This is a genomic window from Pseudomonas sp. ADAK13, assembly GCF_012935715.1.
In the GTDB taxonomy this organism is placed as follows: Bacteria; Pseudomonadota; Gammaproteobacteria; order Pseudomonadales; family Pseudomonadaceae; genus Aquipseudomonas.
Genome location: NZ_CP052860.1, coordinates 1991963 through 2006195, shown reverse-complemented (window position 1 = coordinate 2006195; position 14233 = coordinate 1991963). Strand labels below are relative to the sequence as shown.

General features: G+C 61.7%; 13 protein-coding genes. 1 reads left to right on the top strand and 12 read right to left on the bottom strand.

The genetic code is table 11. The annotated features are described in order from the left end of the window. The first annotated feature begins 58 nt into the window (after window positions 1-58). Entirely contained in the window at window positions 59-2242 is a 2184-nt protein-coding gene (locus tag HKK54_RS09415) for a glycoside hydrolase (RefSeq protein WP_169386648.1), read from the top strand. A 111-nt stretch (window positions 2243-2353) separates the two neighbouring features. Here the strand turns inward: HKK54_RS09415 and HKK54_RS09410 are convergent, their stop codons facing one another. The 12 genes from HKK54_RS09410 to HKK54_RS09355 all read right to left on the bottom strand — a co-directional run bounded on the left by HKK54_RS09410 (window position 2354) and on the right by HKK54_RS09355 (window position 14208). Continuing rightward, complete coding sequence (locus HKK54_RS09410; protein ID WP_169386647.1) at window positions 2354-2980, bottom strand: class I SAM-dependent methyltransferase; 627 nt, start codon at window positions 2978-2980, stop codon at window positions 2354-2356. Window positions 2981-3019: 39 nt separating this feature from the next. Next, window positions 3020-3664, bottom strand: a complete 645-nt coding sequence (locus tag HKK54_RS09405) for a methionine ABC transporter permease (RefSeq protein WP_003211840.1) — start codon at window positions 3662-3664, stop codon at window positions 3020-3022. Continuing rightward, entirely contained in the window at window positions 3654-4772 is a 1119-nt protein-coding gene (locus HKK54_RS09400; protein ID WP_003211842.1) for a methionine ABC transporter ATP-binding protein, read from the bottom strand. Before HKK54_RS09400 ends, HKK54_RS09405 begins: the two co-directional genes overlap by 11 nt. Further along, window positions 4769-5584: a MetQ/NlpA family ABC transporter substrate-binding protein gene (locus HKK54_RS09395; RefSeq protein WP_010168897.1), complete on the bottom strand. Its 816-nt coding sequence runs from the start codon at window positions 5582-5584 to the stop codon at window positions 4769-4771. Before HKK54_RS09395 ends, HKK54_RS09400 begins: the two co-directional genes overlap by 4 nt. A gap of 141 nt (window positions 5585-5725) precedes the next feature. Beyond that, a complete protein-coding gene (locus HKK54_RS09390) occupies window positions 5726-7078 on the bottom strand; it encodes an LLM class flavin-dependent oxidoreductase (protein WP_169386646.1) in 1353 nt (450 codons plus the stop codon). Next, a complete protein-coding gene (locus HKK54_RS09385; protein ID WP_169386645.1) occupies window positions 7078-8271 on the bottom strand; it encodes an SfnB family sulfur acquisition oxidoreductase in 1194 nt (397 codons plus the stop codon). Before HKK54_RS09385 ends, HKK54_RS09390 begins: the two co-directional genes overlap by 1 nt. Window positions 8272-8296: 25 nt before the next feature. Further along, a complete protein-coding gene (locus HKK54_RS09380) occupies window positions 8297-9538 on the bottom strand; it encodes an SfnB family sulfur acquisition oxidoreductase (RefSeq protein WP_169386644.1) in 1242 nt (413 codons plus the stop codon). 184 nt (window positions 9539-9722) lie between these two features. Beyond that, the gene (locus tag HKK54_RS09375; protein ID WP_169386643.1) at window positions 9723-10508 is read right to left on the bottom strand and encodes a hypothetical protein; all 786 of its coding nucleotides are present in this window, start codon (window positions 10506-10508) and stop codon (window positions 9723-9725) included. Window positions 10509-10845: 337 nt separating this feature from the next. Further along, window positions 10846-11592: an L-cystine ABC transporter ATP-binding protein TcyN gene (gene tcyN, locus HKK54_RS09370; RefSeq protein ID WP_010168907.1), complete on the bottom strand. Its 747-nt coding sequence runs from the start codon at window positions 11590-11592 to the stop codon at window positions 10846-10848. A gap of 3 nt (window positions 11593-11595) precedes the next feature. After that, window positions 11596-12261 carry a cystine ABC transporter permease gene (gene tcyL / locus HKK54_RS09365; RefSeq protein WP_010168909.1) on the bottom strand — a complete coding sequence of 222 codons (666 nt, stop codon included), beginning with the start codon at window positions 12259-12261 and terminating at the stop codon, window positions 11596-11598. Then, entirely contained in the window at window positions 12261-13055 is a 795-nt protein-coding gene (gene tcyJ, locus HKK54_RS09360) for a cystine ABC transporter substrate-binding protein (protein ID WP_010168911.1), read from the bottom strand. The genes tcyL and tcyJ overlap by 1 nt, the downstream gene beginning before the upstream one ends. Window positions 13056-13215: 160 nt before the next feature. After that, complete coding sequence (locus HKK54_RS09355; RefSeq protein WP_169386642.1) at window positions 13216-14208, bottom strand: D-cysteine desulfhydrase; 993 nt, start codon at window positions 14206-14208, stop codon at window positions 13216-13218. Window positions 14209-14233 lie beyond the last annotated feature (25 nt).

Sequence of the window (14233 nt, the reverse complement as noted above, 5' to 3'; positions counted from 1 at the left end):
CGCACCTGACCGATTGTTTTACCCTCCGGGCCTGATCCTGTTTGCAAAGGCCTGCGCCATGCGTCATTTCCTGCTGGTTTGTTCGTTGTTGCTGTCACCTGTGGCCCTTGCGGGCACGGTGCTGGAGAACGCCCTGTGGCGAGTTGAGCTTGACCCGGCGACCCTCGCGATCCACGTTATCCCCAGCGACCAGCGCGCCGTGCAGGTTTCAAGCGGAGTACCTGCGCACACGGTCAACCCGCTTTCCCAAAGCACCAGCCAGGCCATCTGGGAATGGGACAACGGCGCCTACCGCTTGAGCGCCACCCTCGATCAACGTGATCTCGCGCTGACGATTACTGCCCGTGATGCCGGTGAGTTGGCCATCTTGCGGCAACCCGCCAGTGCCATGGGCAACGGCCTGATCTGGCCCCTGGCCGAAGGGCACTACGTGCCGGCGGGCAATGCCGTGTGGCAAAAATTCCTGCTGGAGCAGGGCGACGTCAACACCACCCAAGACCTCAGCCTGCCGTTGTGGGGTGTGGACCACGGTGCGTTCACCCTCAACTGGCTGATGACCAATCCCTACAACAACCGCTTGCACTGGCAGGCCGACGGTAAGGGACTCGCGTTGTCGGCCTCCCATGAGTTCACAACGCTGCATCCCGCGACGCCGATGACGCTGCTGCTGCACCTCGGCGAGAGCGACCCGCTCGCCGGCGCCAAGCGTTATCGCCAGTGGCTGGTGGAGCAGGGACGTTATGAGCCGTTGGCAGACAAACTGCGGCAAACCCCGGAAGCGGAAAAACTGCTGGGTGCCAGCCATATCTACCTGTGGGGCAATGACCTGCTGGGCCCGGGTGATGTGCGCGACTGGCCGCAGCTGCTCAAGCTGCTGCGCAGCGGCAAAGGCTTGGCGGCTGAATTGAATGGTTTGCTCGATAAGGAGTCGGCTCAGGTTCGACAGGTCAAGCAGCCGTATGAGCAGGCCGTGCTCCTGCGGGGCTTGAATGCTGCGATCAACAAAAAAGCTCGGCAGAATTGGCAGCCCTCCACCGAGCCGGACATGACCCAACTCGCTGAGGGTTATGGCGCACTGCGCCGCGAATTGGCGGTGGCCTTTGCCGGGGCCTTGAGCGCTACGCCCGAGACCTGGGGTAACACCTTGTCGGTCACCCACGCGCTGAAAGGCGCGGGTCTCAAACGCCTGCTGGTGACCCAGGGCGAAGGCTGGGAAGGCGGGCTCTGGCACCCTGAAACGGTCAAGGCCGGGGTCGACGCCGGTTACCTGATGGCGCCCTACGACTCTTATGAAACCGCCTTGTCCGCCACCGAAAACCCTGACTGGACCACCGCGCACCTGGGCAGCAAGGCCTGGCGCGAATGCGCGATCGTGTTGAAGGGCGGCGAGTTCAAGACCGGCTTCCAGAAGTCCGGCCACTACACCGACCCGCGTTGCGTGCGGCCATTGCTGGAGGCGCGGATCAAGGCGGTGCAGGCCAGGTCCGGGTTCAACGCCTGGTTCCTCGACGCCTACGCCACCAGCATGCTGTTCGACAGCTATCGCACCGGCGCGAGCATGACCCAGGCACAGAATGCCGAAGGCAATATCGACGCGTCCCGCTGGATCAGCACCGTGCTCAAGCTGCCGGCAGGGTCCGAGGACGGCAACGCGATTACCGCCCAAGGCATCCTGTTTGCCCACGGCATGCAAACGCCGGTGCTGGGCTGGGGAGACAAGGAGATGACCCGGGATAAGCAGTCGCCCTATTACGTGGGCGCCTGGTACCCGCCGGAACAGCCGGCGGTGTTCTTCAAACCGGTGCCGTTGAAGGAGCCGTTTCGCACGGTCTACTTTGACCCGGCAATGCGCCTGCCGCTGTATCAGGCGGTGTTCCATGGCTCGGTGATCACCACGCACCATTGGCTGTTCGACAGCCTGAAACTGAGCAATGTGCGGCGGGAGAACGAGCTGACGCAACTGCTCTACAACGTGCCGCCGCTGTATCACCTGAGTGCGGCGACGGTGAAGCAGCGCTTGCCGGTGATTCAGCGCCAGGACGAATTTTTCCGTCCGCTGCATGAACGGCTGGCGACTCAGGCCATGACGGATTTCCGCTGGTTGACGGCAGACAGGCAGGTGCAGCAGACCACGTTTGCGGATGGGACGCGGTTGGTGGCGAATTTTGCTGAGGGGCGTATTACGGCGTTTGTGCCGGGTGCGCAGGCGGTGGTGTATCAGGTGGATCAGGGGGGGCTGTGAATCCATCGCAGGCAAGCCAGCTCCCACATTTGACAGCGTTGCCAGCACTTGCACCGATCAAATGTGGGAGCCGGGCTTGCCCGCGATGAGGCCAGTTCAGGCAATGCAGCTCTAAACTTTCTTCCACACACTCGCCAACCACGGCTGCTGTTCCCGAGGCAACCCCGCCGGCCGGTAGTAATGCTCCAGCTCCACAAACCCCGCCGCCGTCAGCAGTTCCTGCCACGCCTGCAGGTCGTGGTACGAGCCATACCGCGGCCCATTCCAACCTTCCTGGTTTTCACCCCGAGGGTTCGAGCTGAACAACACCCCACCGACCTTCAACGCCCCATGCAGCTGCCCAAGAATGCGCGGCAACTCTTGCTTGGGGATATGAAACAGCATCGCATTGGCGAAGATCCCGTCAAAACGGCCGGCGGGCAAATCCAGCTTCAGAAAGTCCTGCTGCAGCACTTCACAGCCGCTGTCTTCCCGGGCCATTTGCGCAAAGCGCTCCGAGCCATCAAGCCCCACCGCGATATGGCCCATGCGGGTAAACGTCTGCAAATCCCGGCCCGGGCCGCAGCCGAAATCCAGCACGGTAAACGGCGCGTCGCCGTGGATATGCCGCAGCAACGCTTCGATGTTCTGGCTCACGTCGTGATCGCGGGTGCCTTCACGAAAATCCTCGGCCACCTTGTTGTAGTGGCCGAGGGTGGTGGACGTGATCTGGTCGAGGTCATCAGGGGCGAGTTTCATGGCGGGTCATACCGGGCGCTGAGAGGGCCCGACTATACCTCACCTCTTGTTCAGAACCCTGGCCAACCGATCGCCGCCCAATTGAATCACCGCCACCAGGATCACCAGCAGCACGATCACGGTGAGCATGATCTGGGTATCAAAGCGCTGATATCCATAGCGATAGGCAATATCCCCCAGGCCACCGGCACCAATCGCCCCGGCCATGGCCGAGGAGTTGATCATGGTCACCAGGGTGATCGTGAACCCGCCGACAATCCCCGGCAGCGCCTCGGGCAACAGCACGTGCCAGACGATATGCCAGCGCCGGCAACCCATGGCTTGCGCCGCCTCGATCAGGCCGTGATCGACTTCGCGCAAGCTGACCTCGGCGATCCGCGCAAAGAACGGCGTGGCCGCGATGGTCAGCGGCACTACCGCCGCCCACACCCCATAGGTGGTGCCGACGATCAGCCGGGTGAACGGAATCAGCGCCACCATCAAAATCAAAAACGGAATCGAGCGGAACAGGTTAACGAACGCCCCCAGCACCCGATTCAACGCGGGCGCCTGATAGATGCCGCCCTTGTCGCTGGTCACCAGGAACACCGCCAGCGGAATCCCCACCAGCAATGCAATCAACGACGACACTCCGACCATCAACAGCGTATCGATGGCGCCCTGCAATAAACGATCAAACCACATAGCCCAGCACCTCCACCTGTTGTGCCCAGCGCCCGGCGCGGCTGCGCAGTTCTTCGGCGGTCAGGGACGAGCCGCTCACCGCCAGCAGCAATTGCCCCAAGGCGTGGCCCTGGATGCGTTCCACACCGCCTTGCAGCAAGCGCACGCGCCCGCCGAGGGCGCTGAACAACGCAGCAAGATCGGGTTCGTCTTCGGCACTGCCAGTCAGTTGCAAGCGCAGCACCACGGCGGCGTCCTTTGAGGTCGGATTGGCCTGCAGGCGGCTTTGCAACTCTTCAGGCAGGCCATGTTGCAGCGGCGCCAGCAGGGTTTTGCTGACCTCATGCTGCGGGTTGCCGAACACTTCCCACACCGGACCTTGCTCGACCACATGGCCGTGTTCCAGCACCACCACGCGGTCGCAGATTTCGCGAATAACGGCCATTTCGTGGGTGATCAGCACAATGGTCAGGCCCAGGCGTTTGTTGATCTCCCGCAGCAGGCCGAGGATGGATTGCGTGGTCTCAGGGTCGAGCGCCGAAGTGGCTTCATCGCACAACAGAATCTGTGGGTCATGCACCAGTGAGCGGGCGATGCCCACCCGCTGTTTCTGCCCGCCGGACAGCTGCGCCGGGTAAGCCTTGTGCTTATCCTGCAAGCCGACCAATTCCAGCAGTTCACGAACCTTCTTCTCGCGCTGCTCCTTGGGCACGCCTGCGACCTTCAACGGCAGTTCGACGTTCTGCCACACAGTCTTGGCCGACATCAGGTTGAAGTGCTGGAAGATCATGCCGATGCGTCGGCGCAGGGCGACCAGGCGGTCTTCGTCGAAGTCGCCGATGTCCACTTGGTCAATCAACACCCGGCCGCTGCTCGGTTGTTCCAGGCGGTTGATGGTGCGGATCAGCGACGACTTGCCGGCGCCGCTGCGGCCAATGATGCCGAAGACTTCGCCGCGTTGGATCGCCAGGTCGATGCCTTGCAGGGCGGGCACGGATTGGCCGTCATAGGTCTTGCCCAGGTTGATAAAGCGCACGTGCGCGCGGTTCAGATCCGGGTGCAGTTCTGTCTGCTCGGCGTCCCTGGGTGGCAGGCCCAGGTCGCGCAGTTGAGAGTGGGCGGCGGTCATTTTTTATCTTCCCAGCCCACTTGGTAGAGCTTGCCAAGGGATTTATCCAACGCGGCGCGCACCACCGGCGAGTGCTGGTAGATGTCGACGAACTTGATCACACGCGGGTCGGTTTTGCTCTTGGGCTGGATCACGAACTGGATCACGTATTCCGGGTGGTCGAGGCCGTCGAACAGCAGCGCCGACTCGGCATCGAAGGTCTTGGACAGGCGGATATACGCCGGGTAGCCCTGCACCAGGTCGGCGTCGTCATAAGCGCGCACCAGTTGCACGGCTTCGACTTGCAGGATCTTGATCTTCTTCGGGTTGGTGACGATGTCTTCTTCAGTGGCCTTGTAGCCCACGCCCGGCTTGAGCGTGATCAAGCCGGCCTTGGCCAGCAGTTGCAAGCCGCGACCGCTGTTGATCGGGTCGTTGGCAATCGCCACGCTGGCGCCCTGGGGCAGGTCGTTGATGCTCTTGTACTTCTTCGAATACAGCCCGACGTTGTTGATGATGCCCGGCGCGTACGGCACCAGGTCAAAGCCTGCAGCGGCCTTGGCGTTTTCCAAAAACGGGATGTGCTGGAAGTAGTTCACGTCGATATCGCCGGCCGCCAGGCTGACATTGGGTGCGATCCAATCGGTGAACTCCACCAGTTCGACTTTCAAACCCTGTTTGCCGGCCTCTTCGACGGCGGCCTCCAGGGGAATGGCGAAGGCGGCGGTGGTGCCGACTTTCAAGGGAGCGTCAGCGGCGAATACCGCCGAGCTGAACAATCCGAGGGCGAGAGCCAGTGCTTTGACTGGGTGGCTGAGCAATGTTTTTTTCATAGTGGATTTCCAGTCATAAGGTATTTGTGTGAGCAACTCGGTCAACTGTGGGAGCTGGCTTGCCTGCGATAGCGGTGGGTCAGCGACATTTCTTCAACTGACACTCCGCAATCGCAGGCAAGCCAGCTCCCACATTTTGGTTCAGTGGCGGTAGGTGGAACCGGTGTGTCGCTCAGGTAAGTGCGCTGAGTGCTGGAAGACTTTTTCCCGCAACGTCCCGGTCTCATACGCGGTCTTGTACGAGCCCCGGCGCTGCAGTTCCGGCACCACCAGTTCGATGAAGTCGACGTAGCTTTCCGGGGTGACGATGCGCGTCAGGTTGAAGCCATCCAGGCCGGTTTCGCTGATCCATGACTCCAGCTCGTCAGCCACCTGCGCAGGCGAACCCACCAGGGTGATGTAGCGGCCGCCGAGGGCGTGTTGTTCGAGCAACTTGCGTCGGGTCCAGTCGTTGTTTTGCAGGTTCTTGGTCGCCGACTGGATGGCGTTGCTCTTCACGTACTGGATCGGTTCATCCAGTTCGTATTGGGAAAAATCAATCGCGGTGGAGGCCGAGAAATGCGCCACGCCGGCTTCCGCGCTGGCATGCCTCAGGTACTCGGCGTGCTTGGCCCACGCCGCTTCTTCGGTGGCGCCGACAATCACGTTCAGGCCCATGAACACCTTGATATCGTCCGGGTTGCGCCCGGCTTCCACGGCGCTGGCGCGCACCTTGTCCACTTGGATCTTGGTCGAGGCCTTGTTCTGCCCGCTGATGAACACGCACTCGGCATGGCGCCCGGCGAACAGCAAACCACGGTCCGAACTGCCCGCCTGGAACAGCACCGGCGTACGCTGCGGCGACGGCTCGCACAGGTGATAACCCTCCACCTGATAGAACTCGCCCTTGTGCTCGACCTTGTGCACCTTCTCTGGCTGGGCATACACCCGCGCCTGCGGGTCGTTGATCACCGCGTCGTTTTCCCAACTGCCTTCCCAGAGTTTGTAGAGCACTTCCAGGTATTCGTCGGCCTGGTCGTAGCGCCGGTCATGCTCGACCTGCTCGGTGAGGCCCATGGCCTTGGCGGCGCTGTCGAGGTAGCCGGTGACGATGTTCCAGCCCACCCGGCCACGGCTCAGGTGATCGAGCGTGGACATGCGCCGGGCGAACAGATACGGCGGTTCGTAGGTGAGGTTGGCGGTGAGGCCGAAGCCGAGGTTTTTGGTGACGGCGGCCATGGCCGAGACCAACAGCAACGGGTCGTTGACCGGCAGCTGGATCGACTCTTTGAGCGGCACGTCCACCGAGTTCTGGTAGACGTCATACACCCCGACGATGTCGGCGATGAACAGGCCGTCAAACAGCCCGCGTTCCAGCAACTGCGCCAGTTCGGTCCAGTACTCGATGGTTTTGTACTGGGTCGAGTTGTCCCGTGGATGGGTCCACAGGCCATGGTTGATATGCCCGATGCAGTTCATGTTGAAGGCATTGAGCAGGATCTTTTTCTTCGCCATCAGATAGTCCCCCGCAGTGGCGGGTTTTCATCGTTGAGGTAGTAGTTGCCCACAGCAAAGTACTTCCAGCGCACCGGGTCGTGCAGGGTGTGCACCCGGGCGTTGCGCCAGTGGCGGTCCAGGCCGTGTTCGGCGAGGGTTGCCTGGCTGCCGGCGAGTTCGAACAGGGTGCTGCCGGCGGCCAGGGAAATCTCCGTACTCAGGGCGCGCACTTCGGCGACCGCGATGGATGCGGCGGCGACGGAGTCGGCATTGCTGTCGGCCTGGGCGCGGTCGAGGAACTCACCGGAGCGTTCCAGCAATGCCTCGGTGGCGTGCAGGCGGATGCTCAGGTGGCCGAAGCTTTTCAGGGTCAGTGGGTCTTCCGTTGCCTTGTCGCTGGTGGCATCGATCCATGGCCGGGTTTTGGTGCGCACGAAGTGCAGGGCATCTTCATAGGCGGCGCGGGCGATGCCGGTGTCGATGGCGGCGTGAAGGATCTGCGCCAGCGGGCCGACGGTGGTCGGGCGTTCGAAGGCGCTCTGGAACGGGATGACGTCCTGGGCCGCGACCCACACGTTATCGAACACCACCGAACCGCTGCCGGTGGTGCGCTGGCCGAAGCCGCTCCAGTCGTCGATCACGCTCAGGCCCTCGCTGTCACGGGTGACAAAGGCCAGTTGCTGCACACCGTTTTCGTCCACCACGGAAGTGGGAATACGTTGGGCGTAGATCGCGCCGGTCGAGTAGAACTTGCGGCCGGTGATACGGAAACCGTCACCGTCGCGGGTGATCTTGGTGATGCGGTCGTGGGCGGTCTTGGTGCCCAGTTCTGCCAGGGCATTGCCGAAGCGTTGGCCGGCGAGCACTTCGGCGTACAGGCGTTTTTGCTGCGCCGGGCTGCCGTTCACCCGCAGCACTTCGAGGGCATAAAAGTGGTTTTGCGGGATCTGCCCCAGGGACGCATCCGCCTGGGCAATCAGTGCCGTGACCTTGGCCAGGGTGACGTTGGAAACGCCGGCACCACCGAACTCCCTGGGTACGCTGATGCCCCACAGGCCGGAGCGGGAAAACACGTCCAACTCAGGCAAGGGCAGGCGGCGTTCGCGGTCACGCAGGGCGCTGTCGCGGCGGAAGTCTTCGGCCAGGTCACTGGCGACAATAAGGGCTTGTTCATCGCTGGTAATAACCGCGACGTGATGAGAAAGGGTCATGCGTATTCTCCAGAGGTCTGGTCGGTTAAATCCAGGAATGTCGGGCAGGTAAAGTGCCGTTGAGGTGGTAAGCGCCCACCGCGTGATACTTCCAGCGCACCGGGTCGTGCAGGGTGTGCACCCGGGCGTTGCGCCAGTGGCGGTCGAGGTTGAATTCGGCGAGGGTCGCGCGGCTGCCGGCCAGCTCGAACAGCTTTTCGCTGGCGAGCAGGGAAATCTCGGTGGTCAGCACCTTGGCTTCGGCCACGGCAATCGAGGCACGAGCCGCGGACTGCGCGGTGATCGGCGCGGCACTGACTTGGTCCAGCACCTGGCCCGCCTTGCGCAACAGCGCTTCGGCTGCGTGCAGTTCGATTTTCAGCTTGCCGATATCGGCGATCACATACAGGTCATCGCTGGCCCGTTCGACCTTGGCGTCGATCCAGGGCCGCGAGCGTTCGCGTACAAAGCTGATGGTGTCGTCGATCGCGCCACGGGCGATGCCGGCGTCGATGGCCGCCTGGATCAATTGCGAGACTGCACCCTGGATGCCCGGTGTTTCGCCGAGTCGCCAGGTTTCCACCACCAGTTCGGCGTCCACCGCCACTTGATCCAGCAACACTGTGCCGCTGGCGGTGGTGCGTTGGCCAAAGCCTGACCAGTCATCGACGATACGCAGGCCTTCGGTGCCACGGCGCACGAACGCCATGACGACTTTGCCGTCATCGTTCAACGCCTTGACCGCCACCCAGTGGGCGAACAGCGCACCGGTGGAGTAGAACTTCTGGCCGCTGATGACGTAGCCGTCGTCCTTGGCGGTAATGCGCGCCTTGAGGTCCAGGGTGTTTTTGGTGCCGCGTTCCGGGCCGCCGTTACCGATGCGCCAACCCTCGAGCACGCTCTGGAACAGCTGCTTTTTCTGGCGCTCGCTGGCCGCCCCTTGCAGCACGTGCAGGATGCCGAAATGGTTCTGCGGGATTTGCCCCAGCGCCGGGTCGGCCGCGCTGATGATCGCGAACACCTCGGCCAGGGTCACGAAGGACACTTGCGGGCCGCCGTACTCACGGGGAATGGAAATGCTGCCCAGGCCGCTGCGGGTGAAATGCTCGATTTCAGCCCAGGGCAGTTTGCGTTGCTGATCGCGCCTGGCCGCTTGCAGGCGTGCAGCCTGTGCCAGCTCATGAGCAGCGCTCAGGGCCTCGGCGTCGTTGCGCAGCACCTTGGCGGGCAACAACAGCGGGGCGACGTCCAGATCACTCTGGGGGGGTGTTTGTGCCAAGTTAGACATCAGCGCCGCTCCTTGGCTGCACGCAATGCCCTGGCGTTACGCACCGGGGTAATTTTGACCATACCTACCTCACATCCGTTGAAAAGATAAAAAAATCAGGAATGTCCGGTGGTCCGGTGCATATACCCTAAGCGTGTTAAATTTTTTAATAAACTAACTTTTAGGAATATGCATAGAAGGTCTGTCACCCGGGTTCACAAGGTGAGCCGGGGCGGCGGGGTTGGTAGACCAGCGGGGCCTTGGCGGGACTGGCCGGGGCCTGGGGAACGAGCGCAGCGATGCGCAAGGTGCGGGTTGGTGCCCAGCGCGAATTGTTGCCGACCCGGTCGAGAATGCAGTAGGTCACTTCGAGGCGATGGTCATCTCCGGCCTCGATGATGATCGCCGACGGCACCCACACCTGCACCGCCTTGCCCACATCGCCGGCCTGGATCTTCGGCAGGTCCAGGCGCACGTCACCCCAGCGCAGGGTGATTTCGTCATCGGTCGCCATGTTCAGGTACGGCTCGATGGTCAACGGTACGCCACGACGGATCTGGCTGCTGTTGACGCCGTGGCGGCGAATGGTCTCGGGCAGGCCGACGGCGGCCAGGTTCTGGTTTTCGTCGTTACTCAATGCAGAAGGGTGGCCGCCGGGATAATCAGTCTTGACCTGCACCCGGGTGGTCGCCGAACGCGCCGGGCCGTGGCCGACTTGCATGACCCGGTAATGAATCCGTGCCTCGCCATCCAGCACAAAGCTTTCCGGCACCCGCAGGCGAGTGGGCATGCCGATTTTGCCGGCGGTGATGCGTCGGGAAGCCGCAAAGCAGTTGTTCCAGAACAACTCGATCAGGTCGCCCTCGTCCATGCCATCGTAAGGCGCGATATCGACCTGCAGGTGGGTGGCGGCGAGGGCATTGATACCCTCTCGATGGGCCTCAGGCAAGGTCGGGGCAGTGAGCAGCGCGGGGGGGGAAATACGCGTCATAAATAATCTCCTTGATGCAGCCAGCAGCAATCGTTCCGGACATTAAGCGCGGGCGGGCGACGTAGTCCGAAAGGAACGATTTAATGAAAAACCAGAATGGATCCAATCCTCTGGGCGTTAGATAAGAGGCTCGGTTAGTTGGCGTCAAGAGGCTGGGCGGGGCAAACAGGGGGTTATGGATTATTCAGAAGGGTCTGACTGGCGGGGCGCTGCAAGTGCGTGTTTCGAGGTGACTTTTACCCAGTGAATAAAGGGCTTTTCCCAAAAAACACTAAAGAGGCGAGTTGCCTTTCGGCAACTCTATAAAGCGAAGTTTCTTACAAGCGATGGGCGCACGTTAGTTGTTGATGAACTTGCTGAGAAACTGCCGGGTACGTTCTTCTTTCGGGTTGGCGAACAGTGCCTTGGCTTCGCCCTGTTCAACGATCACCCCCTTGTCGAAGAAGATCACCCGGTTGGCCACGTCCCGCGCAAAACTCATCTCGTGGGTCACGATGACCATGGTGCGGTTTTCTTCAGCGAGGCTGCGAATGGTCGCCAGCACTTCGCCTACCAGCTCCGGGTCCAGGGCCGAGGTCGGTTCATCGAACAGGATCACCTCCGGCTCCATCGCCAATGCCCGGGCAATCGCTACCCGTTGCTGCTGCCCGCCGGACAGGCGCCGTGGGTAGGCGTCTTCCTTGCCCGCCAGGCCAACCCTGGCCAATAGCTTGCGGCCGAGGGCATCTGCGGCGGCCCGGGGCATCTTCTTGACCACGATCGGGCCTTCGATGACGTTCTCCAGGGCGGTGCGGTGGGGGAACAGGTTGAAGTTCTGGAACACAAAACCCACGTGCTGGCGCAGGCGCCGCACCAGGTTTTGCTGCTGGTTGAGCGGGCGGCTGCTGTCGATCTCGATGTCACCGACCTTGATCCGGCCACTGGTGGGTTCTTCGAGGAAATTCAGGCAGCGCAGCAAGGTGGTCTTGCCGGAACCGCTGGGGCCGATGATGGCGACGACTTCGCCTTCCTTGACCTCAAGGTCGATCCCGTTAAGCACCACCTGACCCTTGAATTGTTTGGTCAGTTTTTCAACCACGATCATGCTTCAAGACTCCAGGTCATGCCGGTTGACTCGTGCTTCCAGGCGGTTTTGCACGTGCGCCAGAACGCTGGCAAGAATCCAGTAGATCAAGGCGGCGGACAGATACATGGTGAAAATTTCGAAGGTACGGGCCGAGACCAGTTGCGCCTGGCGGAACAACTCCGGCACCTGGATGGTGGCGGCCAGGGCGGTGTCCTTGACCAGGGAAATAAAGCTGTTGCCCAACGGCGGCAAGGCCGTGCGCATGGCCTGTGGCAGGATGGCCCGGCGCAGGGTCTGCGCACGGGTCATGCCGATACTGGCCGCAGCTTCCCACTGGCCGCGCTCGATGGAACCGATGGCGGCACGCAGGATTTCACAGGCATAAGCGGCCATGTTCAGCGAGAAGCCGATCATGGCCGCCGGGATCGGATCCAGCTCGATGCCCACTTGCGGCAAGCCGTAGTAGATCAGGAACAGCTGTACCAGCAAGGGCGTGCCGCGAAAGAACGACACATAGACCCGGGCGATCCAGCTCAGCAACTTGAAGCGCGACAGGCGCATCAAGGCCAGGCCAAAGCCCAGCAGCAAGCCGAAAAACATCCCGCCAAGGCTAAGAATTACCGTGAAATACGCGCCCTTGAGCAGAAAGGGCGCGGAGTCCAGCGCGAGTTGGAAACCTGCTTCCATTATTGAGTAACGTCAGCGTTGAAGTACTTCTCGGACAGCTTCTTCAAGGTACCGTCGGCACGCAGTTCGTCGAGGGCCTTGTTCACCGCAGCCAGCAGTTCAGGCTCGCCTTTGCGCAGGGCAATGCCGGCTTCCTGGCGGGAGAACGCAGCGCCTGCAGCGGCGGTGTCCTTGGCTTTCTTGGCGTATTCCAGCGCGGCCAGGCGGTCGATCAGGATGGCGTCGACACGGCCGATGCGCAGGTCCTGGAACTTGGTTGGGTCATCGTTGTAGGTTTTGACGATGGCTTTCGGTTGGTTTTCCTTGAGCCATTGTTCGTAGTTGGTGCCCAGGCCCACACCGATTTTCTTGCCGGCCAGGTCGTCGGCGGTCTTGATGGTGTCGACGTTCTTCGCCAGGGTCAGCGCCTGAATACCGGAGACGGTGTACGGCGTGGAGAAATCATACTTTGCCTTGCGCGCGTCGGAGATGGTCACCTGGTTGACGACCGCGTCCAGGCGCTTGGATTCCAGGGCGGCGAGAATGCCGTCCCACGGAGTGGCTTGCAGCTTGACCTTGACGCCCAGCTTCTTGGCCAGGGCTTCAGACAACTCGACCTCGAAACCGCTGAGCTTGCCGCTTTCATCGACGAAGCTGAACGGCGGGTAGGTGCCTTCCAGGCCAATCTTGATTTCGCCGGCTTTCTTGATGTTATCCAACTGCTCGCCGGCCACTGCCTGACCGAGCCACCCGGCGCCTAGCGCCAGCCCCAACGTGCCAACCAGTAACGTGCGACGGAATACAGAAATAGTCATGAAGAGCCCCTGTGTTTTTTATGTTGAGCGATGCAGGTGACGCGGTAGTCGTATCCTGCCTTAAAGCGAGATGCGCGTCTTCGCCTACGGCGCGACTATAAAGCCGGTTTTTAAGACTTGAAAATAATATAAAATCAGATTGATATTCTTTTATGGAATATCAAAAGCTTGAATCATATGCAAACAACGCCGGTGCACCGCCGGTATGCAGGAAGATGATCGGCCCCTCTTCAAAGCGCTGGCGACCAATGCCATCCAGCAAGCCGGCCATGGCCTTGCCAGTGTAGACCGGGTCCAGCAGCAGGCCTTCCTGACTGGCCACCAGCTTGATCGCCGCCAGCGTGCCGGCACTCGGCTCGCCATAACGGGGGGCGAAGTACTCATCCCACAGGATCACCTTGAACGCGTCCGGTACCGGCACGCCGAGCAATTCGGCCGTGCGCTCGGCCAGGCCTTGCACCTTGGGGCGCTGGGCTTCGTCGGTACGGGACACGGTGACGCCAATCACTTGCAGGTCCGGCAGTACTTCGCTCAGCGCCAATGCCAGGCCGCTGTGGGTGCCGGCGCTGCCGGAAGCCAGCACCACGGTGGAGAACTTGATACCGCTGTCTTCGATCTGCCCGGCCAGTTCCAGCCCGGCGCGTACATAACCCAGGGCGCCCAGGGCGTTGGAGCCGCCGATGGGCACCAGGTACGGCTTCTTGCCGTTGCTGCGCAGGCGGTCGGCGAGGGCGTTGAGCTGGGCGTCGACGTCGTCCAGGTTTTCCACCAACTCGACCTTGGCGTCGAACAGTTCCAGCAACAGGCGGTTGCCGTTGGCCAGGTAGTTGGGGTCTTCGGTGCCTGTCGGGTTTTCCAGCAGCGCGACGCAACCCAGGCCGAGCTTGGCCGCCAGCGCGGCGGTTTGGCGGACGTGGTTGGACTGGATCGCGCCGGCGGTCACCAGGGTATCGGCGCCTTGGGCAATCGCATCGGCGGCAAGGTATTCGAGTTTGCGCAGCTTGTTACCGCCCAGGGCCAGCGGCGTGGTGTCGTCGCGTTTGACGTAGATATCACGCCCCAGCCAGGCCGACAGCCGCTCGAGTTTTTCCAGGGCGGTGGCGCCGCCCAGCAGTTCCAGACGGTTAAAGCGGTCGAGCTGTTGTTTGATCATGGCTACGCACGGGTGGTCAGAGATG

Bases quoted from the DNA above. Each gene is read 5' to 3' on its own strand.
- HKK54_RS09390 (WP_169386646.1), bottom strand. From the start codon at position 7,078: ATGGCGAAGAAAAAGATCCTGCTCAATGCCTTCAACATGAACTGCATC.
- HKK54_RS09415 (WP_169386648.1), top strand. From the start codon at position 59: ATGCGTCATTTCCTGCTGGTTTGTTCGTTGTTGCTGTCACCTGTGGCC.
- tcyL (WP_010168909.1), bottom strand. From the start codon at position 12,261: ATGGAAGCAGGTTTCCAACTCGCGCTGGACTCCGCGCCCTTTCTGCTC.
- HKK54_RS09405 (WP_003211840.1), bottom strand. From the start codon at position 3,664: ATGTGGTTTGATCGTTTATTGCAGGGCGCCATCGATACGCTGTTGATG.
- tcyJ (WP_010168911.1), bottom strand. From the start codon at position 13,055: ATGACTATTTCTGTATTCCGTCGCACGTTACTGGTTGGCACGTTGGGG.
- HKK54_RS09400 (WP_003211842.1), bottom strand. From the start codon at position 4,772: ATGACCGCCGCCCACTCTCAACTGCGCGACCTGGGCCTGCCACCCAGG.
- HKK54_RS09355 (WP_169386642.1), bottom strand. From the start codon at position 14,208: ATGATCAAACAACAGCTCGACCGCTTTAACCGTCTGGAACTGCTGGGC.
- HKK54_RS09375 (WP_169386643.1), bottom strand. From the start codon at position 10,508: ATGACGCGTATTTCCCCCCCCGCGCTGCTCACTGCCCCGACCTTGCCT.
- HKK54_RS09385 (WP_169386645.1), bottom strand. From the start codon at position 8,271: ATGACCCTTTCTCATCACGTCGCGGTTATTACCAGCGATGAACAAGCC.
- HKK54_RS09410 (WP_169386647.1), bottom strand. From the start codon at position 2,980: ATGAAACTCGCCCCTGATGACCTCGACCAGATCACGTCCACCACCCTC.
- HKK54_RS09380 (WP_169386644.1), bottom strand. From the start codon at position 9,538: ATGTCTAACTTGGCACAAACACCCCCCCAGAGTGATCTGGACGTCGCC.
- tcyN (WP_010168907.1), bottom strand. From the start codon at position 11,592: ATGATCGTGGTTGAAAAACTGACCAAACAATTCAAGGGTCAGGTGGTG.
- HKK54_RS09395 (WP_010168897.1), bottom strand. From the start codon at position 5,584: ATGAAAAAAACATTGCTCAGCCACCCAGTCAAAGCACTGGCTCTCGCC.